At 39.4% G+C, this 26,852-nt stretch carries 22 protein-coding genes; 5 read left to right on the plus strand and 17 right to left on the minus strand.

Annotated elements, in window-relative coordinates; all coding sequences use genetic code 11:
• Positions 1–250 precede the first annotated feature (250 nt).
• Positions 251–1,309, minus strand: coding sequence for a magnesium-protoporphyrin IX monomethyl ester (oxidative) cyclase (gene acsF, locus IM507_RS02900; protein WP_123229990.1), 1,059 nt, complete (start codon positions 1,307–1,309; stop codon positions 251–253).
• A 189-nt stretch (positions 1,310–1,498) separates the two neighbouring features.
• Here acsF and rpmF point away from each other — a divergent pair, with 189 nt between their 5' ends.
• The 3 genes from rpmF (at position 1,499) to IM507_RS02915 (ending at position 3,055) form a co-directional block, all read left to right on the plus strand.
• The gene (gene rpmF, locus IM507_RS02905) at positions 1,499–1,681 is read left to right on the plus strand and encodes a 50S ribosomal protein L32 (RefSeq protein ID WP_002737202.1); all 183 of its coding nucleotides are present in this window, start codon (positions 1,499–1,501) and stop codon (positions 1,679–1,681) included.
• Between the two features lie 88 nt (positions 1,682–1,769).
• Positions 1,770–2,369 carry a sulfite oxidase-like oxidoreductase gene (locus IM507_RS02910; protein ID WP_123229989.1) on the plus strand — a complete coding sequence of 200 codons (600 nt, stop codon included), beginning with the start codon at positions 1,770–1,772 and terminating at the stop codon, positions 2,367–2,369.
• A gap of 215 nt (positions 2,370–2,584) precedes the next feature.
• A complete protein-coding gene (locus IM507_RS02915) occupies positions 2,585–3,055 on the plus strand; it encodes a hypothetical protein (RefSeq protein WP_287636517.1) in 471 nt (156 codons plus the stop codon).
• A 29-nt stretch (positions 3,056–3,084) separates the two neighbouring features.
• Here IM507_RS02915 and IM507_RS02920 read toward each other — a convergent pair whose 3' ends face one another.
• Both IM507_RS02920 and groL read right to left on the minus strand, forming a co-directional pair.
• A complete protein-coding gene (locus tag IM507_RS02920) occupies positions 3,085–4,974 on the minus strand; it encodes an ABC-F family ATP-binding cassette domain-containing protein (RefSeq protein WP_287636518.1) in 1,890 nt (629 codons plus the stop codon).
• A gap of 190 nt (positions 4,975–5,164) precedes the next feature.
• Positions 5,165–6,847, minus strand: a complete 1,683-nt coding sequence (gene groL / locus IM507_RS02925; RefSeq protein ID WP_002797729.1) for a chaperonin GroEL — start codon at positions 6,845–6,847, stop codon at positions 5,165–5,167.
• Between the two features lie 248 nt (positions 6,848–7,095).
• Between groL and IM507_RS02930 the strand changes: the two genes are divergently transcribed.
• On the plus strand, positions 7,096–8,868 hold the full coding sequence (locus tag IM507_RS02930; RefSeq protein WP_002737748.1) for a hypothetical protein: 1,773 nt from the start codon (positions 7,096–7,098) through the stop codon (positions 8,866–8,868).
• A 49-nt stretch (positions 8,869–8,917) separates the two neighbouring features.
• Here IM507_RS02930 and IM507_RS02935 read toward each other — a convergent pair whose 3' ends face one another.
• From IM507_RS02935 to IM507_RS03000, 14 genes are all read right to left on the minus strand, one after another.
• Positions 8,918–10,942 (minus strand): potassium channel family protein, encoded by a 2,025-nt coding sequence (locus tag IM507_RS02935; RefSeq protein WP_287636522.1) that lies wholly within the window; start codon positions 10,940–10,942, stop codon positions 8,918–8,920.
• Positions 10,943–11,229: 287 nt separating this feature from the next.
• Positions 11,230–11,655, minus strand: coding sequence for a hypothetical protein (locus IM507_RS02940; protein WP_002737875.1), 426 nt, complete (start codon positions 11,653–11,655; stop codon positions 11,230–11,232).
• Positions 11,655–12,926 carry an AAA family ATPase gene (locus IM507_RS02945; RefSeq protein WP_103111932.1) on the minus strand — a complete coding sequence of 424 codons (1,272 nt, stop codon included), beginning with the start codon at positions 12,924–12,926 and terminating at the stop codon, positions 11,655–11,657. Before IM507_RS02945 ends, IM507_RS02940 begins: the two co-directional genes overlap by 1 nt.
• Before the next feature lie 225 nt (positions 12,927–13,151).
• Positions 13,152–13,991 carry an SWIM zinc finger family protein gene (locus IM507_RS02950; RefSeq protein ID WP_287636527.1) on the minus strand — a complete coding sequence of 280 codons (840 nt, stop codon included), beginning with the start codon at positions 13,989–13,991 and terminating at the stop codon, positions 13,152–13,154.
• A gap of 13 nt (positions 13,992–14,004) precedes the next feature.
• On the minus strand, positions 14,005–17,127 hold the full coding sequence (locus tag IM507_RS02955; protein ID WP_002735148.1) for a DEAD/DEAH box helicase: 3,123 nt from the start codon (positions 17,125–17,127) through the stop codon (positions 14,005–14,007).
• Between the two features lie 409 nt (positions 17,128–17,536).
• On the minus strand, positions 17,537–18,514 hold the full coding sequence (locus IM507_RS02960; RefSeq protein WP_002737462.1) for a DUF3616 domain-containing protein: 978 nt from the start codon (positions 18,512–18,514) through the stop codon (positions 17,537–17,539).
• 250 nt (positions 18,515–18,764) lie between these two features.
• A complete protein-coding gene (locus tag IM507_RS02965) occupies positions 18,765–19,115 on the minus strand; it encodes a hypothetical protein (protein WP_002736715.1) in 351 nt (116 codons plus the stop codon).
• Positions 19,099–19,980: a hypothetical protein gene (locus IM507_RS02970; protein ID WP_002737178.1), complete on the minus strand. Its 882-nt coding sequence runs from the start codon at positions 19,978–19,980 to the stop codon at positions 19,099–19,101. Before IM507_RS02970 ends, IM507_RS02965 begins: the two co-directional genes overlap by 17 nt.
• A gap of 94 nt (positions 19,981–20,074) precedes the next feature.
• Positions 20,075–20,413 carry a hypothetical protein gene (locus IM507_RS02975; protein WP_002738181.1) on the minus strand — a complete coding sequence of 113 codons (339 nt, stop codon included), beginning with the start codon at positions 20,411–20,413 and terminating at the stop codon, positions 20,075–20,077.
• Positions 20,414–20,710: an SH3 domain-containing protein gene (locus tag IM507_RS02980; protein ID WP_069473869.1), complete on the minus strand. Its 297-nt coding sequence runs from the start codon at positions 20,708–20,710 to the stop codon at positions 20,414–20,416.
• Positions 20,711–20,801: 91 nt separating this feature from the next.
• Complete coding sequence (locus tag IM507_RS02985; RefSeq protein ID WP_002736279.1) at positions 20,802–22,352, minus strand: glycoside hydrolase family protein; 1,551 nt, start codon at positions 22,350–22,352, stop codon at positions 20,802–20,804.
• 203 nt (positions 22,353–22,555) lie between these two features.
• Positions 22,556–22,885 (minus strand): hypothetical protein, encoded by a 330-nt coding sequence (locus IM507_RS02990; RefSeq protein WP_287636533.1) that lies wholly within the window; start codon positions 22,883–22,885, stop codon positions 22,556–22,558.
• Between the two features lie 17 nt (positions 22,886–22,902).
• The gene (locus tag IM507_RS02995) at positions 22,903–23,169 is read right to left on the minus strand and encodes a hypothetical protein (protein WP_287636535.1); all 267 of its coding nucleotides are present in this window, start codon (positions 23,167–23,169) and stop codon (positions 22,903–22,905) included.
• Between the two features lie 45 nt (positions 23,170–23,214).
• A complete protein-coding gene (locus IM507_RS03000) occupies positions 23,215–24,561 on the minus strand; it encodes a glycoside hydrolase family 10-like protein (RefSeq protein WP_002736163.1) in 1,347 nt (448 codons plus the stop codon).
• An 834-nt stretch (positions 24,562–25,395) separates the two neighbouring features.
• On the opposite strand from IM507_RS03000, the gene IM507_RS03005 reads away from it, so the two are divergent.
• A complete protein-coding gene (locus IM507_RS03005) occupies positions 25,396–26,835 on the plus strand; it encodes a sensor histidine kinase (RefSeq protein WP_002736280.1) in 1,440 nt (479 codons plus the stop codon).
• Positions 26,836–26,852 lie beyond the last annotated feature (17 nt).

Raw genomic sequence — 26,852 nt, forward strand, 5'->3', positions numbered from 1 at the left:
TCTCGGCTGGTGAGAGAGAGTCTATCTTTCTCTAAAAAAATGGAGAATCACCTTGGGGAACCCTTTGGTATTTTATCCATGACTACAATGCACAGCAAAGCAAAGGATTAAGCCGCCATCACTACTACCGAATCACCACCAGTTTTTCGTGGGTGTGGGGTGTGGGGTGTAGGGTGTGGGAATTATGAATTATGAATTGGAAATTGGGGAGTTTTTTGCTGTGAACTGATAACTGATAACTGATAACTAATTAAAGTACCATTTCTCTGGTGGCCTCTGCATCTATGGGTTTAATTAGATACAGTCGCAACAGATCTCCGACGATACCTAGCTGTAAGGGTAACTTACGCATTGTTTTTAGCCATTGAGGAGCGCTACTTTCATCGATCGCTTTTAATTGTAAATTACGTTCAGCACAACGGTTTAAACGTGGGAAAAATTGGGGATGGTCCACATTTAAAATGGTGGGAAAAGCGCGAGCGGAGGTATTATTAGTCTGGCGAATTACCTCTTGATCAAAAGCGATCGCATCCATTCCCAAAGCATCATAAAAGTCTGAGCGTTCGCGTACAGTTAAACTATGGGTAGCAAAGACGGAAAGCAGGAAAAAACGACTCCATAATCTCGATCGCCAATTATTCCACAATTGTGGTTTAGCTCGCAGTAAGGTTTTAAAGATATCTCCGTGGCGATTTTCGTCCTGACACCAACTCTCGAAGTAATTAAAAAGAGGATTAAATTTATACTCTGGATGTTCTTCTAAATGACGATAAATGAGGATATAACGCCAATAACCGATTTTTTCGGAGAGATAGACCGTATATAAAACCCATTCAAGGGGGAAAAAGGTGTAGGTGCGGGTTTTAGTAATTTTGGCTAGATCGAGGGAAATATTAAAGTCAGCCATGGCTTTATTGAGAAATCCTGCATGACGCGCCTCATCTCTAGCCATAAGATGAAATATATCCCCTAACAAGGGATTACGGCTTTTTAGTTGTCGTGACAGTTCCTTAAATAACAAAAAGCCAGAAAATTCGGAGATACAGGAGCGTTCTAGGTAATCTATAAAAGCATTTCTCGTTTTTTCATCGAGATTATCTTGATAGTTCTCAAATTCTTGCTGACGTTCAAAGTGATGCCGGTTGTAATCGGTCCGCATCTCCTCTAACATCGCTTTGATTTCGGTTTCTTGCAAAGAAAGGTCAAAATTAGCGGCAGCCTCAAAATCGGTGGTATAGAAACGCGGGGTGAGGATAGTTTCGCGCAGAACAGCTTTTTTCTGGGAGGGAGGTTCGACGGTAGTGACCATGATGGAAATTACTTGACTACATAGCTATATAGGATTTTAAACATAAATAGGTAGGCCAATGATAATTATTAAGTTTTATCAATATTTTGGGCAGTAGTGAGCAAGGGAATCAGACAAGTTGGCGAGCCGATTAGGGAAATAGGGAGTAGAATAGAAAGGTTGTGAGTCTATAACTATCGTTAAAATACTATGGCTTGTCCCAAGAAGAAAACCTCAAATGCCAAGCGCGACCAACGGAGAGCGCACTGGAGAAAGCAAGCGGCTCGGGAAGCGCAAAAAGCCTTATCTTTGGGTAAATCTGTTCTTTCTGGTCGTTCTAACAGCTTTGTCTATCCCACTAAAGAGGAAGAAGAAGGGGGAGACGAGGAATAACTTGATGGTGGGGAGTGAGGTAGAGAAAACCTTTTCGCTCCCTAATATTTTAAGATTTGTTTAGGGTTTTCGTTGTGAGTCTCAACTAATGTTAGGCAAATTCTTTAAAAAACCAGAATCTACCGATCAAGACCGAGTTCCTCCGGGCCAATATCTCGCTAGTGGTTTTCCTGTGCTTACCTACGGAGATACTCCCCAAATCAAGACCGAGGAATGGTTATTCAAGGTTTGGGGAAAGGTGGCCACGACTAAAATTTTTAACTGGTCGGATTTTATGGCCCTACCGCAGTGGGAATTTACTAAGGATTTTCACTGTGTCACCCGTTGGTCAAAATTAGATGTGACTTGGACGGGAATTAAGGTATCGGATTTTATCACCTTAATTGACCTGTTGCCGGAAGCTACCCACGTCATGCAACACTGTTATGGTGGTTATACCACTAACCTGACCCTAGAGGAATTCCTGCACGAGGATAATTTTTTCGCTTTTCAACTGTTTGGTCAACCTTTAACCCCCGACCACGGTGGTCCGCTGCGCTTAGTTGTCCCCCATCTCTACGCTTGGAAAAGTTCTAAATGGATTAATGGCCTAGAATTTCTCGATCGAGAGCAATTGGGTTTCTGGGAACTTAATGGCTACCATCGACGAGGTGATCCCTGGTTGGAGGAACGTTATGGCGGTTTTTGACGATTTTTGTCTTAAAATCAGGTAATATCAGCAAACGGAAGTTACCCCCCCCACAAAAGAGCATTTGGGTTTCCTTTTCTTGTACCCATGTAATTGAAGTTTTCTTAAGGTTTATAGGGATAGACAGAGTCCCTTATAAAAATTCCCCCGAAGACTGGTTGTAGTCATTGATCACTGATAACTGAAATAACCGACTAATGATATTCGGATTGACCATGAAAAAGAGGATATTGACTTTACTATTAGCTTTGCTTTTAGTTGCTAACATGAATAGCCAAGGGGTTTTAGCGGTGACGATCGATTTTCAATGGTTGGGAAATCAGGGTTATACAGCTAAAGGTTCTTTTAGTTATGATGAAAAAACGGCCCCGACTATCTTTTCGGAAAAAGGTTCGGGAAAAATGCGAGTCTTAGAAGATTTTCAGGTATCTTTTTATGATAACAGTGGTCAAGAGATCGCTAAATACGATAATGTCAGCGAGGGAATTTCCTCAGCTAATTATTTTCAGTTTAATTTTAATACAAAAACCGGTCAAGTTTTTGGCTCGATCGATCTGGGGGGTGAAGGGATGGGGGAAATCTATCTTCAAGGGGTGGTTAACGATAATTTGGCACTCTTGCGGGTGGAGTCGGTAGATCTGGTCATGGATGAGGATGATTCACCGGAAATTATCACTCAGTTTTGACTAAATCGATCGGGAAAATAGGTATCATCCTAGCCTAATTTTTCCGCTAATTCTAACCAGCGATCGGTTAAATTATCAATTTTTTGACTCAATTGAGCTAATTCTTCGGTTAGAGCGGTTATTTTGGTAAAATCTTCTAGGGGTTCTCCATAAAGTACCTGTTCAATTTCGGCTTTTTTTGATTCTAAAATTGGTATTTGTTTTTCGATATCTTCGTATTCTTTTTTCTCTTTAAAAGAGATTTTTTTATTGACAGGTGACGGAGAAGCTTTAACAGTTTTTGGGGTGACTTTTTTTTCTTTGGGTTCCTCCTCCTCTTTTTTCTGATCGAGATAAAGGGAATAATTACCCGGATATTGACGGATATTACCCCCGGTTTCAAAGGCAAAAATAGTATCAACTACTCGATCGAGAAAATAGCGATCATGGGAAACGACAATCACACAACCGTTAAAGTCCTCTAAATATTCTTCTAAAATTGCTAAAGTCTGCACATCGAGATCATTGGTGGGTTCATCTAAGATTAAAACATTAGGTGCACTCATCAAAACTCGTAGTAAAAATAAGCGTCTTCTTTCTCCTCCAGAAAGTTTATAAATTGGTGCATACTGTTGATCGGGAGGAAAGAGAAATTTTTCTAACATCTGGGAAGCGGTGATGACGCTGCCGTCTAGGGTTTTGACTAATTCGGCCACACTTTTCAGATATTCGATTACTCTTTGATTTTCGTTGATATTGAGATCATCGGATTGTTGATCGAAGTAACCAATATGAATAGTGGAACCGATGTCAACCGTGCCTGAATCGGGGAGAGTTTTCCCGGTAATAATATCCATGAGAGTAGATTTTCCTACCCCGTTACTGCCAATAATACCGATGCGATCTTCGGGGGTAAAAATATAGGTAAAATCTTTAATTAAAGTATGATCGCCGTAAGCTTTCGATATCTTTTCTACTTCGATAACTTTTTTGCCGATGCGTCTTCCTGCGGTGGCAATATCGACTTTTCCCTCCACCTGTTTAAATTCCTTATTACCCATTGCCTGAATGCGATCAATCCGCGCTTTTTGTTTGGTACTGCGCGCTTTTGGTCCCCGGGATAACCATTCTAATTCCCGTCGTAAAACTCCCGCGTGTTTGCGTTGACTACTGGCGATCGATTCTTCCGCTAAAGCTTTTTTTTCTAGATAATAGGCATAATTACCGGCATAAGTAGATAAATCTCCCCGATCGATTTCAATGATGCGATTAGTCACTCGATCGAGAAAATAGCGATCATGAGTAATTAATAATAATCCTCCCCGAAAACGGGACAAATAACTCTGTAACCACTCCACGGAAAGCGCGTCTAAATGATTGGTGGGTTCATCCATCAATAAACAGTCAGGATCGGCTAAAAGTGCGGTAGCGATGGCGATTCTTTTGCGATATCCCCCCGATAAATCTCCCACGCGAGCATTAAAATTATCGATACCCAGTTTACTTAAAATAACTTTAGCATTGGTTTCTAAATCCCAGGCGGCAAGTTTATCAATTTGTTGCGAAACCCTTGACAAACGCTCCATAATAGTATCCAGATTTTCTGGCTCATGGACAAGGCGATCGGACAATTCCTCGTATTCCTTGATTAAAGTCATACTTTCGCCACTATCGGCGAAAACCTGCTCTAAAACCGTTTTATCGTCGTCTAGCTCCGGTTGCTGGGGTAAATAGACGATTTTCATCCCCGAATTGATTTGAATTTCGCCACCATCGATCGATTCTAATCCGGCGATCATTTTCAATAGGGTCGATTTTCCCGATCCATTCGTACCGATCAGGCCGACTTTATCGCGATCATCGAGGCTAAAACTGGCATCTTTGAGAATTTCCTTGATACCGAAGTCTTTTTTGAGCGATCGAACCGTCAGCAGTGTCATGATTTCTGGGAATAATCCTTCTTTTCTAGTGTAGTGTCTGGACTAATGCAAAGGATAGATTAAGCAGGTTCTGCTGAAAAAGTTTTTCCCGATGAAAAAAAACCTGTCCCTAATGCCGACGATAACGAGAAAAGGGACAGATTGGCTCAATGGAATGAGATTATTTTCAGGGGCCAGAGGGCATCAGGAATTACATCATGCCCATGCCACCCATGCCACCCATGCCGCCCATGCCGCCCATGCCGCCCATGCCACCCATGCCGCCCATATCGGGGGCTGCGGCTTCTTTAACGGGTTTTTCGACCACGAGGGCTTCCGTAGTTAAGACCATACCGGCGATAGAAGCGGCGTTTTGAACGGCTGACCGTACCACTTTAGCCGGATCGATAATTCCGGCGGCGATTAAGTCTTCGTACTTGCCGGTGAGGACATTGTAACCGACGCTAAAAGCGGTATCGCGCACACCTTCCACGATCACATCCCCTTCCACGCCGGCGTTATTAGCTAACTGACGCAGGGGTGCTTCTAGGGCTTTGGCGACGATATCGGCGGCGACTTTTTCCTCATCGTTAGTCAGAGAAGCTTTGAAAGCCTTCACCTTAGAAGCCAGATGAATCAAGGTTGTACCACCGCCCGGGACGATACCTTCTTCCACGGCGGCTTTGGTGGCATTGAGGGCATCTTCGATGCGGAGTTTGCGATCCTTGAGTTCGGTTTCTGTGGCCGCCCCGACTTTAATCACGGCCACACCGCCGGCTAATTTAGCGATGCGTTCCTGTAATTTTTCCTTATCGAATTCGGAATCGGTTTCTTCTAACTGTTTTTTCAGTTGGGCGAGACGTTTCTGCACATCGGCCTTATTGCGGCTGTCCCCGGAGGCGACAATAATTGTATTGTCTTTCTCTAGGGTGATTTTTGCCGCTTGCCCTAGCAGATCGAGGCTAACGGTGTCAAGACTTAAGCCCACTTCTTCGGAAATCAGACGACCGCCGGTGAGGATGGCGATATCTTGTAAAACCGCCTTGCGACGTTCCCCGAAACTGGGGGCCTTGATGGCGACGACATTTAAGACCCCCCGGGCCTTGTTGACCACTAGAGTGGCTAAGGCTTCGCCGTCCACATCTTCGGCGATAATTAATAGGGGACGACCTTGACGAGCAACGGCTTCGAGGACGGGGACTAATTCAGCGATCGCACTGATTTTTTTATCGGTAATCAGGATCAGGGGGTTGTCGTACTCGACGATCTGTCTTTCCTGATCGGTGATGAAATAGGGAGAGATATAACCGCGATCGATCTGCATCCCTTCCACTACTTCTAATTCGGTGGTTAAGGATTTCGATTCTTCCACGGTGATTACGCCATCGGTGGTGACTTTTTCCATGGCGGCGGCGATCATTTTTCCCACTTCTTCGTCGTTGCCGGAGGAAACGGTGGCCACTTGAGCGATCGCATCTCCAGCGATCGGTTTAGCGACGGCGGCGATTTCTTCCACCAGATAGGCGATGGTTTTGTCCAGTCCGCGTCTTAAGGCGACGGGATTGGCCCCGGCGGTAACGTTTTTCAGACCTTCTTTAATTAAAGCCTGGGCGATGATGGTGGCGGTAGTGGTGCCATCTCCCGCTAAATCTTTGGTTTTTGCCGCTACTTCCTGAATTAATCTCGCCCCGGTGTTTTCGAGGGGATCGGACAATTCGATTTCTTTGGCCACGGTGATGCCGTCATTAACGATCTGGGGGGCGCCGTATTTCTTTTCTAACAAGACATTGCGTCCTTTCGGACCGAGGGTGATTTTTACCGCATCGGCCAAGGCGTTGACACCTCTTTCTAGGGCGCGACGGGATTCATCTTTAAAGGCAATGATTTTGGACATGGTATCGCTGTTGTGATAGGACTCCTTATAGTTAATTTAGCACTCTTAGGGCTTGAGTGCTAATCCCGGTGTGCGGTTATTGAGGAGATCAGGGTGTTATCTCCCCACGGCAGACTGAATTGAGTTAAAAAAATAAAAATTTATCAAGATTTATGAATAATTGCAGAAAATCAATGATAACTATTGTAGCATCGGGGAGATAATCGAATTTTAGCCCATTTTCGCCTTTTTTTTAGGAGAAGACAACCATGATTAATCCAAATCCTGCTATCGAACAAAAAATTAATCAATTTATTCTAGAAACCCAAAATAAATTTAGTCAGGATAAATCAGCTACCCTTGCTAGTTACCAAACAGAAGCCAAAACAATCACTCAAGAGACTAATAATTTAAGAGATGAACTTATTCAAAAACTAGGTGAATTAACTTTTTCAGACCCTTTACCTAGCAGAGAAGAATTAGAAAAACAAATAATAGCTCATATAGATCAGCTTGTGGAGACAATCAACCTTTTATCTACGGGTAAAAGTTCAGAAACTCCTCTTGATACTTTAAGCCAAGAAACTGATAGTTTAGTTGCAACAATTACGACTCTATTCGATGCTAATGCTAACGTTCCAAACTTGCCAAAACTTAAGGAAAAGCTAACTGCTTGGCAAACAAAAGTTAAAGATACTTTGGTTAAATTTTCCACGACTGTGGAATTACAACAGAAAAATGAGTCTTTGATTGCTGAACTGAAGGATAAATTAGACAAATATAGTTCAATTCCTGAAGTAGATGAACCCTTTGAAAAGTTAGTCAAGGAATTTAAAGATAATTCTGCACAACTACAAGAAGCAAGTGTTTTATTTCAAACTTTAGACGATTTAATCAATGAAATTAAAGCTAGAGATGAGGTGATTAAACTAAATCAAAGAATTGATATTTTGCTGGGAAAAACTAAAGAACAAGTAGCGGGATTCCCTCCAGAATTAGACCGGGAAGTACAGGGAGAATTAGCCAAATTAATTATAATACTAGGGATAGCGCAGGTGGAACTCATCAACAGTTCCAAAGCTTGGGATATCATGCAAGTAAAGTCGGTGGTAGATGCTGGAGAAATTGCGATTAAATCTTTAACAGGTCAACCTAATATTATTTTGGCACAAAAATTACGCTATGCTGCCGAAACAGGATTAAGAAAAACCCAGATGGGTTTTTGGAATGGTCTAGCCGAATTCAGAGGTAATCTTTTCCATTCTATCAAAATACCTACAAAAGTTTTAATTGGATTAGTGTTAGCTCTCCCTTTGAATTGGGGTATTATGAACTCCCCTCCAGTGAAGAATTTGCTTATGCCCTTACCTCCAATCTCAAATTCTAGTAACCAAAATACTGAGGACAAAGATGAAAATTTTAGACTCTTGATATTGATATTGATGACAGGGACTTTAGGGGGAGCAGTTAGTCTTCTAACTCGTTTGCAAGACTTTGATAATCCCAAAAATCAAAAATATGACGATGACTTCTTGCCATTGTCAATTGGTTTAACCAAACCCATTTTAGGGGGAAGTTTCGCTTTCTTTATTCTGCTAATTCTTAACTCTAGCATTTCTCCCTTACAAATTCGGACTGACAATGGAAATAAGGGGAATGACACCTATTTATATGGACTTTTGACAATGGCTTTTGTGGCTGGATTTAGCGAACGTCTTATTCCCGATTTAATTAATCAAGTAGAGAAAAAAGTAACTGTAGAGGCTAGTTCCACTGGACAGGGACTACCTCCAACGATTTTGATCGCTCCGTCTAGCGCAGCTTTAGCATTAAATGGAATCCAGGAATTTAGCATTAATCCCGTTGGTAACTACACCATCACAATCTCACCGCCAGAAAGCGGTAAAATTGATAAAAATACCACTGATGCCAAATTTACCTACACTGCACCCCCACAAGGAAATGCTGGGGATACAATTACTATTACTGCTACTTCTGATTCCGGACAAACTGCCAAGGCTACGGTCACTTTAACTGCATAAAAAAAGACCGAGAGAGCCTTCTAGTTTGACAAAAAAGGATAACTCCCATTTACCCCGATTTCGGGTTAATGGGAATAGCCAAGGCTTGAACTTGAATTTTTTTTAACTCGGAAACTAATCGAATCGCCTGCTGTTCGTAGAGGGGGGCGCCGAGAGTCGCTGGCAAATTTTCCATGAGATCGCTGGCGGTTTTCAGGGGACAATTAGAAAAACGACTGATCACGGTGGGTGCTTCCGCGGCAATATTGCGGTTAAAGGCTTTTTCCACCCGCACGCGCCAAGTTTTGGGAGTGCGACGACCCTGCTCCACCCGTCGCAGTCCGTTGATGGTGGCCAGCACCACAATGCGATCGCCGATGCGTAAATTGAGATAATCTTCGGGCATTAATTTCGGGGCTTGCCGTTCTCGTTGGTGTAGGATCGGCACGACTCGATAACCGTAGGCAATATCCCCGATCGAGCTACCATTGAGAGTATCTCCGGCTTCGATCTCGTATTCTGTCACCAGAATCGTTTTTTGCGCCCAACGGAACAGATAGATAATATTTTCTCCGAAAGCCGCTCCCGTAAAGGCTTCTGCCGCTACGGTGTTGGTTCCTAAAATGTGAGATCGGGGCAGAATTTGACTTAATTGTTGACTAAGGTTGTCGTCGGTGGTGCGGATGACTAAGTAGCTTTGGGGGTTGAGTTTGCGGGTGGTTAGGGCCACTTCTAAATTGAGGATTTCGTCATCGGTAACGATGGCTATACTTTTGGCCCTATCTAAATTGACATTTTTTAAAGATTCTTCGATATTTCCCGTCATCAGGGGCATTTTTGGCAGGATAGTTGCATCAAAATCCCTATTTAAGCTGACCCCAACGATTGCCTGTTGCATTTCTAGTAATAAATTAGCCACTTCTTTGCCGACTCGACCTAAGCCCACAATAACGATATGATTCTGTTGGGGAACTGGGGGACGGTTAGGGATAAATTGAAATCTTGATGATAATAAAGTTTCTGTCAAAATGGCATAGAGAACCCCGATAAAAGCGGTTCCAGCTAAGGTTAAAAAGAGACTAAATAGCTGCATCCACCAGGGAACCGCATTTAAATCTTCGGGGTTAGAGCCACCGAAAACATCGCCGTAACCACCTAATAAAAGGATCGCTGTTCCTGAAAGAGAGGAAATAAAGGAAGCTCTCGGGGCGTAGAGATGGAAAAGAAAAGTCCCGATAATTACTAGGAGGATAATGATAAATACTGACAGGAAAGCCACCTGGTGAATTTGCTGCTGAAAACTCAATTGCCAGAATTGTTGGATTTCTTTGAGCAATTTCTGCCAAAAATCCCGCAACTTCTGGGGAGAATTTGACGGTTTCTGGCGGACAGCATCGATGTTTTGATAGGTAGTTTCGATGGTGGTAATGGTATCACCTGCCCCGATAGTGGTGGTGGGAGACCATTGATAAAATCCGGCCCTTAAAGGTTCATCGGGGGCTGTGTGTGCTAACAGACGACGGGTGGGAGTATTTAAATCACCTAAAAAGCGATCGAGTAAACCATCTTCGGGGCTAATTTGTCTCTGGATAATCCGCAATTTCTGACCGTCGAGATGCAAAAAACCGAGGGTTTCCGTGCCTAATGTGGCTAAAGCAAAGGCATTGGCGGGTAGTTGGGTGGGTTCATAGGCGATAAAATTGCCTAAACGTTCCTTGAGTAGCTGATTGAGATTATCTTTAGAAGAACGCACCACTAAGCGGGTAAGGGGATTTAATTGCCGAATAATTAGGGCAGTAGTGGCATTAATTCGCTCATCACTGGTGACAATTAAAGCAGCCCGACAGCGATCAATTCCCGCTCTTGCTAAAATGTTTTTTTGACGACAATCACCGATAATTATTTCCTCTAATAAATCGGGAAAATCATTAATTTCCCAACTGGGAGGCTGTATTAGTTCGATACCGACGACGCTAACCCCAAACTCTTTTAAAGACTTGACGCAGTGTTGTCCGAGACTACCCAATCCACAAACTAAAAAGCGATCGGCTGACTTGACATTCCCATGGACAAAGCTGAGAGATTCTTGGTTCATAGATTCTGCTTGTCTTAAAAAATAGAAGGATTTTTCAAACTTCTGATCCCCCCTTAATCCCCCTTTAATCTACCCTTAATTTACTTTTAACTAAGGGGGGTATTAGACAATTTTAAACACCTACCTAATTATAACATACCAGCGTTTTTATTGCGTACTCGTTGATACATTTCTTCCATATTTAATTGGGAAGCAACGAAGAAGTAATAAACTCCAGCAATATATTTACAGGGATTTTGTCAATCGGGACAGGAATAATTAGTTCAGCTTTTTTCTGAGGGAAAAACCTAAATAGTGATTTCAGCTTTCATCGACTTGACTTTTAAACTAACTTCGGGATGAGATTGCTTTAATCTTGCTTGATAAACCTGAACATTGGTTCCAGCTTTTGGTACTCTAGAAGCGACAATATAGCATTCTTTTTTAGATTTTTTATGTCTTTCTTGTAAGTAAAAATGATTTAGAGTTGACAATAATTGATCATAAGCTTGTTCAATATTTTTACCCTTGAGTTCAATATAAAGAGCCAAGCTACAGGGATCATCAATTTCTAAAAGCCAGTCGCATTTTTTTCCCTCGATGATTAAACAATTATCTATTTTTATCTTAGTAACTAATTTCTGACTATTATTGTTGACGATGAATTCTTTCCCATTTTCCTTAACTTTGACTATTTTATTATTATTGCATTCAGAACAGTGACTAATATCCATTATTGTTGAGCCTTTCTTTCTAAAATTTCTTCAAACTCTTGACTAAGTTCATCGGAGACAGCATCGAGGTTATTGATACCAATCAAGTTCACCTCTGTATCTAAGATACTTTGAGTTTGTCCGTTGCTAATTGTGTAAGCTGACACATCTTGAAATTGAATAGTATTTTTATAACCTAAAGATTTTTCCGCTTTGACAGGCTCAACGTTAGCCGCCATGATTTTATTATTCAAAGCTGTGAGAATGTAGGGACTATGGGTAGTGAGAAAGAAACGACAATTTTTATTAGCATAAAGTAAGGTAAATAGTTCTACCATATCTCTTTGAGCGGAGGGAAAAAGATGGGTTTCGGGTTCCTCAATAAAAAATTGGTTGGATTCGGAATCAGGAAAAAACGAGAAAACTAAGAGAATTAATAACATTGGTAAAGCTTCTTGCTGTCCGCTTGAAGCATCAATTAAGTTAATCTTTCTCCCATCGGCATGAAAAAGCCAATCTTGATCTTTCACGCGCGCATAGCTGCCTGATAGAATCTTTTCGCTAATTAATTTAATTTGATTATAAAGTTTTTTATCATCTTTTTTATCTTGGAATAAACTTTCTGATTCATTAATTATTCTGTATAGGCGTTGAGCATTTTCATAATTAGAGCCAAAGTTGATAATCAGAGGATCAAGATCAAAATTATTGGCCAAAAAGGCAAAAATATTATTGGTAAAGTATTTAACAAAAAGAGTGCGACTAGCTGGTACAAATAAAATCTTTGTAGAAAAAATTTTTTCATTGCCTTGAAAAAAATCAGCAATATTTTTGGCCACACAATCATTCATATCTGAATAAATATCTTGAGTGACTTTGTTATTGCTTTTGGCAATTTTACTCACTTGTCTAATTGTTGTATTGTAAAACTTTTTAAAATTATCTGAATAGGTAAATTGTAGTTTAAAATAGCCAGATTTGTCCTTATATCTTTCAATCAAAAAGTTCATGTCATCCAAACGATAAACTATTTTAAATACTTGCTCTTTCCATGCGTATTTAGGAAATAATTCCTCAAATCGCTTCTGTAGGTGCCTTTTGAGTCCTTGCTGATCTTGAAGATGAGTGACTAATAATTTAACTTGATAAAACAAAAATGTCTGAAATAAAAAAACTAATTTAGCAATAATACTTTTACCAGTGGACTGTTCACCGATGATAACATTAATTTTTTTTATCTCTATTTCCGCATACTTAATAATCAGAAAATTTTCAATAATTAAGGATTCCATTGTATCTCTCTTATGTCCAGTCTCATAACAATACTAGCAGGTTAGGGGTAGATTTTCAATTACTGTCAGTTGTTAACCTGTTTATTCTAATCTACCCTCCTATGGATAGATACCTAAGTCAAAAAGTCAGCAATTTAGCTACAGCGTTTCTGATCCAGATAAAGTGTAACCTAATTTGACATCGGGACTGACTCCTGACTCCCCAAAAGGAAAACTTATATTTTTTTAAAGTATCCCTGCATTTTTATTGCGTACCCGTTGATACATTTCTTCCATTACCTCGATAAAGGAGGTATCCTTATCCCAAAATGCAGGATAATCACCAGCTTTTTTAATGACAATTGCGGGAATAGTTGCGGATTTAACTAACTGAGGATTTTCTGGTAAACGGTGATGAGAGTGCCAAAATTCTTTGAGATCAATTGTTTGTGCTGCTGGTATAGTTTCGGGTTTAGTGTGATAGGAAGTCCCGGGGTTAAGAGGAATTTTTTCCTCTTGGATGGAGGAGGAAAGCAACTTACCGAGAGGAGTTTTTGCTAACTCTTGCAGTAATTTTTGACGAGAGATACCGCGTAATTCAAATAAGAGGAAAGGATCCTGATCTAATTGGGAAGCAACGAGGTAATAAACTCCAGCAATATGTTTACAGGGATTTTCCCAATCGGGACAGGAACAATTGGTGATAAAATCCTTTTGACTGTGGGGTAATAAGTGCAGATTCAGATCGCTAAATGCTTCATCAATATTATCGGGAACTTCTTTCAGCAGCAGTTTAGAGATCATACTCGCTCTTGAACCAAGATTGTATAAAGCTTGTGACCACTCTGCTTTAGTAATTGGTTTAATCTCGATACTCACCTTATACAAAGGTTCTTTGTAAACCCCAAAGTAGGGATTAATGGAACCTCGCACCTGAGCAGTAATTAAATTACCGTCAATTTCGTAATTCTTGACTTTATCATTTTTAGCGTAGGAACGTCCTCGACTCAAACGCGCTGAGTCGGTAAATTCCTCTAATGCTTCTATAAAGCGTTGTCCCCACCAAGTTTTACTAAATTTATTCATAGGTTTACCTCGATTAAATAATTGTCTGTTTATTCAATGCGATTAACTGACGAAAACTTTCGTTATCTAATTCCGTTAACCAGGATTCATCATTACTAACAATAGCATTAGCTACCTTTTTCTTTTCCTCGATCATTTCATCAATTCTTTCCTCTAAGGTTCCCAATGTGACAAATTTATGCACGAAAACATTTTTTTGTTGACCAATTCTAAAAGCGCGATCGGTTGCTTGATTTTCCACCGCAGGATTCCACCAACGATCGAAATGAAAAACATGATTTGCTTTGGTTAAAGTAATCCCCACTCCCCCAGCTTTTAGGGATAAAATAAATACGGAAGGTTCTGTTTCAGGATGTTGAAATTCTTCGATCATTTGTTCTCGTTTTGGTTGAGAAGTCCCCCCGTGAAGATAATAAGTATTATAGCGAAAAGTTTGTTTGAGGTACTTTTGTAAGGAGTCACCGATTTCAGTAAATTGAGTGAAAATTAGCAGACTATCTCCCTCTAAAATTACTTCTTCTAGCATTTCTCCCAAACGCTCTAACTTATGCGATCGCTCAGGGGTAAAAGCACTGTTATCCTGTAAAAATTGACGGGGATGATTACAAATTTGTTTCAAGCGCATCAGGGTAGATAAAATTAATCCTTTGCGTTTTATTCCCTCCGCTTCTTCTAATTGTTTTTCCACTTCTTTGATAACAACTTCGTAGAGAGAAGCTTGTTCTTTAGTTAAATTACAATACTGTTTGTTTTCCACTTTGTCAGGCAAATCTTTAATTATCTGCTTATCGGTTTTTACCCGACGCAGAATAAAAGGTTCCACTAATTTTTTGAGAACCGTGGACTGGAGACGATCATTTTGTTTTTGGATTGGCACTTCAAAAGCTTTACGAAATTGAGTTTCTTTACCTAAATAACCAGGGTTAAGGAAGTTAAAAATTGACCATAAATCAAGCAGTCTATTTTCTACTGGAGTTCCCGTTAATGCGAGACGATGTTGTGCAGATAAACTCAAGATTGCTTTAGTTTGTGCCGCTTTAGGATTTTTGATATTTTGTGCTTCATCAATTACTAAACGTTGCCAGGATTGCGAGTTAAATAATTTCAAATCCTTGCGAACTAAGGTAAAAGAAGTAATGACGATATCCTTTTGACTAGCTACTGTCTGAAATTCGTTCTCATCTTGATAGCGCTTACTACCATGGTGAATTAAAACCTGAAGATGGGGGGCAAATTTTTCAATTTCTTTTGCCCAATTTCCGACCACGGAAGTGGGTGCAACTAGCAGAGTTGGTAAAACATTATTATCTCCCTCTCTTTCCCCAATCAATCTAGCAATTACTTGTAGGGTTTTCCCCAGTCCCATATCGTCAGCAAGACAACCATTTAAACCCAATTGTTCCAGGTATTGAATCCAGGCAACTCCGCGCTTTTGGTACTCCCGCAGCGTTCCTTGTAATTGGGGAGGATTTTCGATCGGTTCTAGTTGACTAGGATTTTGTAATTTCTCTAGCATAGAACTTAAAAAATCATCGGTTTCAACAATAATTTCCTCTGGGTATTCGGCAGCTTTTTTCATTAATTCAATCAGATTCATTTCAGGATTTTCCTGCTGATATTTCTGCCAAAAATCTAGCATTTGCTGCATTTTATTTTGTTCTAATTCTACCCATTGGCCTCGAAATTTAACTAAGGGTGTTTTGGTGTTAATTAATTGTTGCCATTCCTCTTGACTAATAGTTTCTTCACCGATGGCTAATTCATATTGATATTCAATGATGTTTTCGAGGCTAAAAATCCCTTTACTAACGGGGGTAGATTTGCCTGATTTAGAAGTGGTTTTTAGCCGAACTTTAGCGCGTTGACGGCCTTCGGGAGTCCACCAAGCGGGAATAATTACCTTATATCCCGCATCTTCTAAAATCCAAGCAGTTTCTTTTAAGAAAGTAAAAGCTTCTGTAAGGTTGAGATAAAATCCCGTCGGTTTATCCGTTTCTAATCCTTGCCAAATGGGGGGATAAATACGGGCAGCATAACCCAAACTTAGTAAAATATTTTTGTCTAAATCTTGACCAAAATGCGCTCGTATGCTTGTCCTAGTTTCGGGTACTGCATACCAATATTCTTCTAATTCTAATCGCAGGGAGGGGTCTTGTTTAGAGATGAGGATAAAAGTAATTTGCCACTGTTCAATATTATTTTCTGGGGCCTCGGTTAGTTTAAAACCCAGGGTAAAATTAGATATATTTTGGTCTCCTAGTAATTGCTGTCTCCAAGTTTGCCACTGTTGATATTTTTCTAAAGCGGCAGCGGTTTGCAGAAATCCAGCAGTCTTAGTCACAGAGAAGCAATCACCTATAATTGTCTCGCTAATTTTTTTCTCAAAACTGGCAGGAATTGCCGTATTAGTGACAATTTCATTGAGGAGACATTCCGAGAAGTGCCGGAGTAGGGTGTTGGGGTCGTATAATTGTGGTGAAGCATGGGGATTTTCAGCACCAGCAAGACAAATGCGGGGAAGATATTCGAGATAGCGATCGAGATTGGTTTCGTAGGTTGCTGATATAATTTCCCAAAGAGGGTAGATGGCAAAGTTAGCGGTTTTCTTGTTATTTGTGGTTAATTCTCGATATTTAAAGGCAGGAATATAGTTATCTTTGAGAATTATTTCTTTAAAAGCTTGACTGTAGTGATACCAAAAAAGTAGATCTGCACCTAACTGAATCTCTGAGGAGTTGTAAAGACAGATAAAGTGCAGATCATTGAGCAGTTTAAGTACAGGATTAAGGGGATAACAATCAATTTGCCAAGATTGCCATTGGCTATTTTCTGGGGGTTCTTTTTCTAGATAACGCAGTAATTCTAAGGAGGGTAAAGGTTGATTCTCGTGACTAGGTAAAAGAAAGTAGCGGGGGACAAATTGCCGACTAAGAGGATTATAATTCGATTGAACTATTCCTAACTCTCCAGTGAGAAAGCTAGTTAATTCTTCTTTGCTTAACTGAAAAGGATGATAATTATCGGCAGTGGTGCGACTCTTTTTCGGGGTGCTAGTTTCTCCCCAAAGATAAAAGCTACCCTTCTGAATAAATTCATCCGTTGATTGGGGAATCCAAGTACCGTGAAGAATTTTCATGGTTTTTAATGAGTACAAAAGAACTTAAATGAGGGCAATACTTAGCCTCTAGAAAAATTGTAGCGATTATGGGAGGATTCTCCACACTTTTTTGTCCCTTTGCGAACCCAGAAGTCCTCTGGATCAGAGAAAAAGGTTAATAGAGCTTCTAGGATAAAAAACCATTGAGAAGACGTGATCAACGGTTTTTTTGAGCTTAAAGCTTATCCCTATATGGGTTTAAAGCTATTTTTGTTCTAGGTTTTGTTGAGGTTCCACTAAGAAGGATGGCTAATTATAGCAATTCCCCAAAATCCGGCTACAGGAGTTTGATCCCTCTGCCTTCGTCTCCCTTAAAATGGGAAAAAGGGGAAAAGGGGAACTTAAATTCGATAATTCGATCTGTAGTTTTTATGGGTGAGAATTGGTATTAATTAACTTTTACCCAAATACTGCGGAAATATTTTTCGGGATTATTTTTATCGGTATTTTTACAGGGAGTATTACCAACTCGCTCGATTGTACCATCATCGCTTAAAATCTGAAAGCGATCTGGGAAATGGGGATAAAACAACAAAGCTTCTGGACGAAACCCGTCAGGGAATTGCAGTGATTCTATCTTTTCCGGTGCATCTTCTTTTTTTCCTGACCAAGTATAGAAAACAAATTGATCGCCTCCATGAAATTCTCCGGCAATAATTAAATATACTTCTAAAGCTGGCCAAAATTCAAGGCTACGAATTCCTAATCCTCCCAAATCTAGCAGGATAGGATCACCAAATTCAGCTTTAGCCGTGGTTGAATTAGTAACTAAACTCTTGGGATTTTTTAGGGGTAATAAAAGAGCTTTACCGTTGGGGACAGGATTACGAAAACCGATTAAGATATTTCCGTCTGGAGTTGCCGTTAAACCTTCAATATTTAATCCTCCTTCAGCTTTGGGAGCTTTGGTTTCTGCTGTTTTGAAATCAAATATTTTAGCCAATTGAGAGTCTTCGATAATATCGCGCAATACTAACTGAGTATAAGACTCACCCACTTGAACTATACTAGAGCCGTCATCGGTAATTTTACTAGCAAAAAATTGATGACGAGGGAGTTTTTGTTCAGCATTTTTATTGCGACCGTGGGAAGTAATCCAATAGATTATGTCATTTAGCACAGTTACCCCTTCTAAGTCGATTTCTCTATTTTTAGGATTGTTTTTTAGCCAACCATTAATGTCAATGGTTTCCAGCGCTTTTCCCGACTCTTGAGAGGAATAAATCCAGAGAATATTACCTAATTCTACATCTGCCTCATCATTACCAATAACAAATTTATTTTCTCCTAAAGCAGTGGCTGCAGAAGCATCACAAATTCCTTGATGTTTGATTTCTTGGATAATAGAAAAGTTCAGAGGTTGCATGATTGTCTTCTCCTTATTAACTGAAAAAGTGAGGATTAAGAAAATTATAGGCAATAAAAGATAAAAGGACAAAAAATGACTAGAAATAATCTGAGAAAGGATTAATTTGAATAACTAATTCCTTCTAGGTTAAAAAAATTTTCGAGTGTCATAATTAGAGTACCAAGACTTTCTAAAATTATATCAAATAACAACTGTTTTTGCTATCTTTTTTGAATTGGCGAACTATTACAAAAAGCAGTGACATAAACTAAAGTTTAATAATTCTGCCAAGGATTTCGATTGTTCTACCCAAAAGGTTTAGAAAACCAACCGTATCATCAAGTTTTTTTATTTCTTTATTGATAGCATCTATTCCTTCATGTAGTTCAATTTCATTAGCTTTTAGTTCACTAACTAAAACACTAGCAATATTGATACGAGTTTTATTAACAAGTCTTTTCCACTCTGTACGAAACTGCTTAAATTGCCTTTTTTGGTCATCATCAGGAAACTTACCCAGAATACCAGGAATGGTCAATTGATTTTGAATTGCACTAATTTCATCGAGAAATTCTTGCAGTGCCTCAAGTAATTTTTGTGTATCAGTATTTGTGGTCATTGTCTTTTACTCCTGTGGTAGTCTTGTTTTGGTTGATTGATCTTTTTAAATCTTCCGATATGTTGATGAGAGATTCGATCTCAGATAATAAAGCATTGGCACGTCCGATAGTAAATCTATCTTCCAAGAGCAATTTAAAAGACTCCTTAAAAGATTCTGTTGCTTTAGTTGCGTCATCTAAACCTTGAACTGAGAGAGTCATCGTTCTAATTTGTCTGCGTCTAATTATCCAATCATCGGGTTTTTCAATTGGTTGTTCAGCAGCAAATGCGGGTAAAACAGAGCGCTCATCTTTGAGGTTTTGAATATCCTTTAAATCAGTTTTAATCTGACTGGTAAGCAGTTTCAGTAAAGCTTCCTGTATAGCAATTTCTCGATAAATTGCTTCCTTCCTTGCCTCTAGTTCTTTTCTTAGTTCACCCTTGATTTTTTGACTTAGGATAATCTCGGAAATCGAAGGTACAGGAATCGAACCAACTCTAGGGTTAGCCTGAATAATGTTACTGATACTATTTAACTGTTTAAAAATATTATCAGTCGCTTTTCTCGCTTCTTGAGGAGCAGTAGAAGTGGCTAAATCTTCTAAGGCAAAAAAGTATTCTTTTAATAGATGATTGTGTTGACGCATTTCGGCAATTAAAGTGAGCCACTCATCATCTTCTTTGGTAGTCTCAGCATAGTTACTACTGTCTCTATCTTGATCCTGTAAATCATTGGCAATCAAATTTTCCGAACTGGCATCCACAAAATAATCACCAGAAATAACTAACAGGCTATCAAGAGCGGTGGCGTATTCCTGACCAGATTTGGCAAACTTCTGATATTCTTCAAGGGAAGCTCCACAGGCAACTAAAATAGTTCCCATGACAGTTATAATTGATGTTCTGATGACTGCGCTAGGTTTCAATGAAGAGCCTCCTTAATGAATTAAAAGAATAATATTGATCTTGTATTTGCTACTAAGGATAAACAGGATTACGCCTATACCAATCAACGTAGGTTAAACTTTTTGGAGAAATATTTTGCATAAATTTTTCCAAGTTTTTACGCTCATTTGTGTTAGTCCCTAATCCAAAATCGAGAGAAGATAAAACTGCTCGGCGAATGGTTGGACTTTGACGATCAAGAATGGCAACTAAAAATTTCGGATTTTGATTAGCCCATTGTACAATAACTGTGGCATAATTTTCCTCTACTATTCCATCTATATATGGAGACATTTTAACCAAAGTTTCCGCATCTTTTTGATAGCCATTTGCTGCTTTGTTTCCAAGTTTAATTATAGTCGGCAGTCCCAATTATATAAGTAAATCACGACCTTGATCACAAGAAATTCGAGAAATTTGACTACCAGCTAACCAACCAGCAAGAGGTAATTTAATTTTCAGCCATTTTTGATGACCCTCACTTAATTGTACAGAACTGCCGCTAGGTAAAGTTGCAATAACGTTATTCCCTTGTATTTGAGGATAGGAACGGATATTCACATAACCATCGGTGGCAGTAACAAAAAATTTTTGACAAGATTCTGTGCCAATAATTGAGTTACCTGTTAGCAATAAAGATAAGGTAAAAACGGTGATTTTGCGTAACATTTATGGTTAGAAAAATTTTCAATATACCAATAATTACTAGAGACAATTGAACCATCATTAAACAATTCAATTGCCCCTTGTTAAAGATAGGCTAGGGTTTGGGACAAGTTCCTAAACCCCAATCCACAAAAAAGTCTCGTGGGTCAGTTTCCCGAAGCCAACGAACAAAACGTTGATAATCGCCAATCGTATAAATTCCCACACATCCTGCGGTACCAGGAGACTTCTTGCGGCGATTCCAGTCGATGTGAATTTCAATAGCACTTCTACGGGTTGAATTGGGCTTTTGATAAGTTAAAGGCGTTGACACTGGACCAACTCCAGGATCAGGAAATACAAATTTTCCAGAGTAATCATCTTTGTGTGCAGGACCCCCTGCCCATTTAATATTCTCAATTCGCCATAACCCTTCTGGTAGCGGCTCAAATGATTTAGGTACACTAGCGGTAGCCGTCTTAAAAATCTGTCTCGATGGCGTACCAGAACACACATTAAGACTGTCTTTCAGTTGTCCATCTTTAAAGTATTCCATTTTTAAAACGAAACAACCAAATTCATCTTTTTTGTTGATTTTGGTTAATTTAAGATAATTTTTACCCGGACTGGATACGCCGACAGGAGGAGTTACAGGAACTGGATTTCCTTCCCACAGTTTTTTCCAAGTCAGGGGGCCGACTTTGCCATCTGCTTCATTAGCTCCAAAAAATTTGGCTTGGAAAGCTTTAACAGCTTGATCCGTTCCTGAACCAAAGTTGCCGTCAATTTCCCCTTGATAGTAGCCCAAATCTCGCAAACGTACCTGCAATTCCTCAATATCTTGCTTTAAACTGGCGGGAGTATCTTCGTCTGCTCCCATTCCAATTATTAAAAGTTGATTATCCAATGAGGGAGGAGCAGCAACTTTTGTGATTGTCGCAAATTCTCTTTTTTGAATTAAGATTCTTTCCCCCGTAGGTACTTGTTTTTCCTGGGGGGCAATGAGGAAATTTTTAGCATTAGGATATTGACGTATGACGGTAATTAAGTCCTCTTTATCCGGGCTTTCTACAGTCAAAATTTCTATAACATCAGAGCCTTTTCGAGCCACAATAATCGTATCATCATTATTTCTGTCTCGATAGCCCTCTAACCAATCAACTTGAGCTTGTAAGGAGGGTTCAGGCTTGTCTAAAGGTTTTCCTTCACTTCCAGATTTTTCAAATAAAGCCTTTTCCTCACGGCGACGATTAGTTAAACCTTCTAAAACAATTTTCACTCCGTTTTTTGTTGCTTTATTCCAAACTAAAAATTGTTCTGCCGCTCCAGTAAAATCACCACTATTAAGTTTTTTCAGTAGAGTACTTCCTTGAAACGCCCCACCACCCACGTTGTAGCAAAAAGAAACTAGAGCATCGAATTGATTCTGATTGAGTCCTACTGTTACTTTTTTGGTAACTAACTCAGCAAAATCGTCAGCTTCTAATTTTAATAAGTCCTCCGCTTCTGCTTCGGTGACAATATCTCCTAACTCCACAGGTTGCCCATTGGGATAACGAATCGTTCCATAACCAATAGTAGGTATTCCCACTGGATCTAAGTAAGCATTGGCACGAAATCCTTCCCATTTTTTAATTAAGTCAAGACAGATTTGCGAAATTTCCATATTTAATTTTCCTCTTGAGGATAGTCAAATTTTGACTATTTTTCGTACAGCTATTATACTCTCATAAACCTCGACATAATTGGCAAATATTTAATATTTCTTATTAAGTATTTTTGAAATTAATTCAACAGGAATTTTCCCAGTTTTTATAACCAGAAAATCTAGAATTTATTGATGTTTCGTGACTTAATGATAACAGTTAACTATTTATTAACTTGCCCTCTGGTGGCAGTAATGGTATCAGAGACTAAAGCGGGCAAACCATGAAATAGCTTAGTTCCCGTGGCAATACCTAAGGCTGACAAAACTAAATCTAATTTGTAGAATGTAGCGATTTGCTCAGGGTTTGTTGTCGTCATAATATTTACCAAAGGTTCTAGAATACGAATGCCTGTAAAACTTGCCATAAAACCAAAGACAAGACTTAAGAGGAGAGCATATTTTTTGGTTAGAGTTATGTACTGGAGTAACTCTTTTTGTTTTGAGATTAATTGTGCTTCTTGTTCCTCCGTTCGAGGGGCAATATTTTCCAAAACACTAATCTCTTGTTCTAAAACCTCTTTCTGGGGATTACGCCAAGCAGCAATAAAAATTCTACGCTGCGTTCCACCACCGCAACAATAGCAATTGTGCCAATGAAAATCTTATCTAGGGCGATATCTCCCCGCAGAGTTAACGAGGGAAAAATGGCAATATTGGCAAGCAATAGAAAAGCCACCAATCCGACTAAAAACAGCAAAAACCAGAAGGGATTATTTAGCAAAAATTTTTCAGTTTTTATAGCCATGCTATGCAAGGAAAGAGAAGATTGAGTCATGAATTTAGCTCCTTTTATGGATAATTTTGAATCTCAAAGAATAAATTAAACAAATTGATCGGTAGCAAGAATTTGAGCCAATTTCTTCTCCCTGTCAGCCACGGTTTCTGTGGTGGGAATATGGTCTAATAAACTGCTATAGAAAAAATAGGCAAAACCAGCAAAATCTCGCTCACGAGTCTCCTGAGTTTGTGCTTGAATTAATTGGAAATTTACTCGTCTATCACTGGGTTTTAAACCTGTGAGAATACCGATGACGGTGGGAATATGTTCCCGCGCTGCTTTTACCTCTGATTTATCGATTTCTCTCTCAAAACTCTGGACATCTCCACGATAAGTTTGCAATGCCAGTTCTTCAATTAATCCTTCCTTTTCCCATGCTTCCCAATCAGCTAAAGCATGATCAACAGAAAATCCTAAAGGATTGGGAGAAATGGAGAGAATACAATCGTCTTTTTCCGCTTTAATGGTTTTAAAAATCAATCGCACTAATTGAGTTAACTTCTCCTTACGCCAATCTTTAAATTTCGCTAATTGGGGATTGCTTAAGGGACTAACTGAACCAGTTTCCTTTTGAAAAAGTTTGATAGTAAAGGATTCAAACCCCATGCTAAAATCAAAATTTTTAGTACCATTAGGCAAGAATTTTGCGTGATGAATAGCGAAGTGATCATCTAATTGAATACCATCAATTTCATAGTTTTTAACTACTTCACGAATAAGACTAACCCAAAAATCTTTAACTTCAGGATGAGCGGGATTTAAGCGGCAATTTCCATCACCATCAACGGTATTTTTCTGTTGATGAGTAAGCATAAACCAATCTGGTTTTTGGGCAACTAAGGGAGCAGCTGGGGGAACCATTAAACCATATTCAAACCAAGCAATAATCCGAAAGTTATACTTTTCTGTCTGATTAATCTCAATGATTTCTGCTAGTAGATCTCTACCGACTAACTCTTTTTCAAGGTTGACTTTTTTGAGTTTTTCCTTATCGGCAGTGAAAACATTATCAGCAATTTGTGATTGAAAAAACACATAGCCTTTGTTCCAAACTACTAGATAAAGAGTATTAAATCCTAAATTTTTAAGTTTTTCCAACCCAGCTTTTAGGTTATCTTTAGACTTGAGAATATCACTGTCAACATTGGTGAGCCAAACGCCCCGTATTTCTTCTACTTGTACATGATCATCAAAGAAAAATCCCGCTTTCCCCACTGAACCTTGTTCTGCGGCTAACTTGACAGAATAATGATTATTTTGGCGAAAATAAGATTTAATTGGCAGTTTAGTTCCCGCTTTGATTAAGGATTTTTGCCCACTATTGAGGGTTTCAGAAAAAGCTGTGGAAGACTTGAAAAACGTATCCTGAAGAATATGAATGTGCAGCATATTTTTTACTCTCTCTCAGACAAAGGATAAATGAACCTCAAATCCGCAGCATCGACGGGTTCGGAAGACAGACAAGCGCACTTAGTTCTGATTAATTCTCAGAATTTGCTCACGGCAAAATATAGTCAATAACCGACCCCAACTATTGCTCGAAAGTTACCACTACTCAACTGTTTACCTAGCTTGAAAGCAACACTTAAACAGGCAAACCAAGAGCCGATGGTTCCTCCTATTGACGTAATGTCAAGGACAAAGGGTTTGGGAGCAAAGATCGGTTAGTTAGGGAAATCATTTGGGAACAATTTAACTCGCTCTATGATAACCATAGATAAACAAAAAAAATACTTAAATGTAACAAAAAAACACATAAGTCGGGAGGTGTAGTTAAATATTAGACTTATCGAGGTTGAATTGAGCTACTAAACCCACAACTGGCATAGGTAATCAACTGGACTAACCTATATTACAAATCATTAAGCCGATTGACAGCCTTTCCGATCAAGACGAAGTGTAACCTAATGGCTCTTCTCGACTTTGTGTGATAATTTTTGCTTATGGAATCGTGAAATACTTATCGGGTAACACTTTTAGGACTATTTTGTCGAAGAGACTATCAGTATAGACCTCGTTTCCACACAGAAACCAGAAGAGCCACCTAATTTGCTATCGACGACCGACTCCCCAAAAGCAAAACTTTGTACCTCACCATTAAGATAACTGTTATCAAAACGCGGATATCACTGCCAATAGAGTTCGGTTTTACCGTTATGGGATGGGCATTAACGGGGGTAATATTCTAGGTAAGGAATTTGTATCTAGTCAGTGATGAAGACGATGTTAAAGGGGTCTTTACCGAAATTAAGCGATATTTTCCCGCCGACTGACCATCAGGACCGGGAAACTTTCACCCCCAATGCTTTTTATCCTAATTTATCGGAATGGCTCAAGCGCTCGCAACTGAAAGCGGAAAGTGAATGGTTCGCAGCGATCGCATCTTTAGAAAATATCTTATTACAAAACCCAAATAATGCCGCCAGTCGGGGTTTAATTCTCTCCGGTCCGACGGCTTTAGTCAGAGAAAGCAAGGCTTTAACGGGTTTTAAATTCGGTGTTTTTACCGTTAAAGCTTTAAAACATTTACAATGGCTGGGTTTGCAATTGCCTTCTCAGGAAAAATCCGCCGCCGATATTTCCCCGACAGAGATTCATGAATTGCCTCTCTTGCCAACGGATCCGATTGCTAATGAAAGATTTTGTCTGGTTTTTAGCGAAAGTTTCGCTCTTTTGCTGGTTTTAGGCGAGGATCAGTGGGGTTTGTCCTCTTTTCAATTTTCCTTTGATCCCGTCCTCACTCAGCAAGCTTGGCAGCAGTTGCGGCAACGATTAGTTAATCTGCGTTATCCGCAAATCGAGACTTTAGAGGCAATTATCGAGGCTAATGGCAGTCCCTCGCCGGATTATCGTCTAGTTAGCCAATTTAGTCGCCAATTACTGCAAAATTTACCCAACCAGCCTAATTTAGACCTGAAAAAAACGAAATCGCCTATCAATGCCGAAATCACTCCGCCAAAGGAAGATAATTCTAATTTAGAATCGGGTTGTGATTTGGAATTATTGCGAGCTTTAACCCACGAAATTCGCACTCCTTTAACCACCATTCGCACCATTACCAGATTATTGTTAAAACGGGCCAAAGTAACGGAAGATGTAGAAAAATATTTAGAAACAATCGATTTAGAATGTAGTGAACAAATTCAGCGCATGGAATTAATTTTCCGAGCCGCAGAATTGGGTATTAATCCTCTGGGAGATAAACCAATTCAATTAATTCCAATTGCTCTAGAAAAAGTCTTTCAAGATAGTATTCCTCGGTGGCAAAAACAGGCTAAACGGCGCAATGTCAATTTAGAAGTTAATGTACCGAAAAAATTGCCTTCGGTAATTAGCGACCCGAATTTATTGGATCAAATGTTAAATGGAGTCGTGGAAAAATGTACTCGCAGTATGGCTAGTGGTGGACTGTTGCAAGTACATATATCAACGGCAGGAAATCAATTAAAAATGCAGTTTCAAACTCAAATAAAATCACCTAATCTTACCCTCAAAGCTTTGGGAAAAGTCCTAATGTTTCAACCAGAAACCGGTAGTTTAAGTCTGAATATGAAGGTGACTAAAAACCTTTTTCAAGCTTTGGGAGGTAAATTGATTGTGCGTGAAAAACCCGAAGAAGGTGAGATTTTAACTATTTTCTTGCCCCTCGGACGCATTAAATAAGTTGGGATTATTCTAAA

Origin of the sequence: Microcystis sp. M20BS1, assembly GCF_020245305.1 — a bacterium.
GTDB classification, from domain to species: Bacteria; Cyanobacteriota; Cyanobacteriia; order Cyanobacteriales; family Microcystaceae; genus Microcystis; species Microcystis ichthyoblabe_A.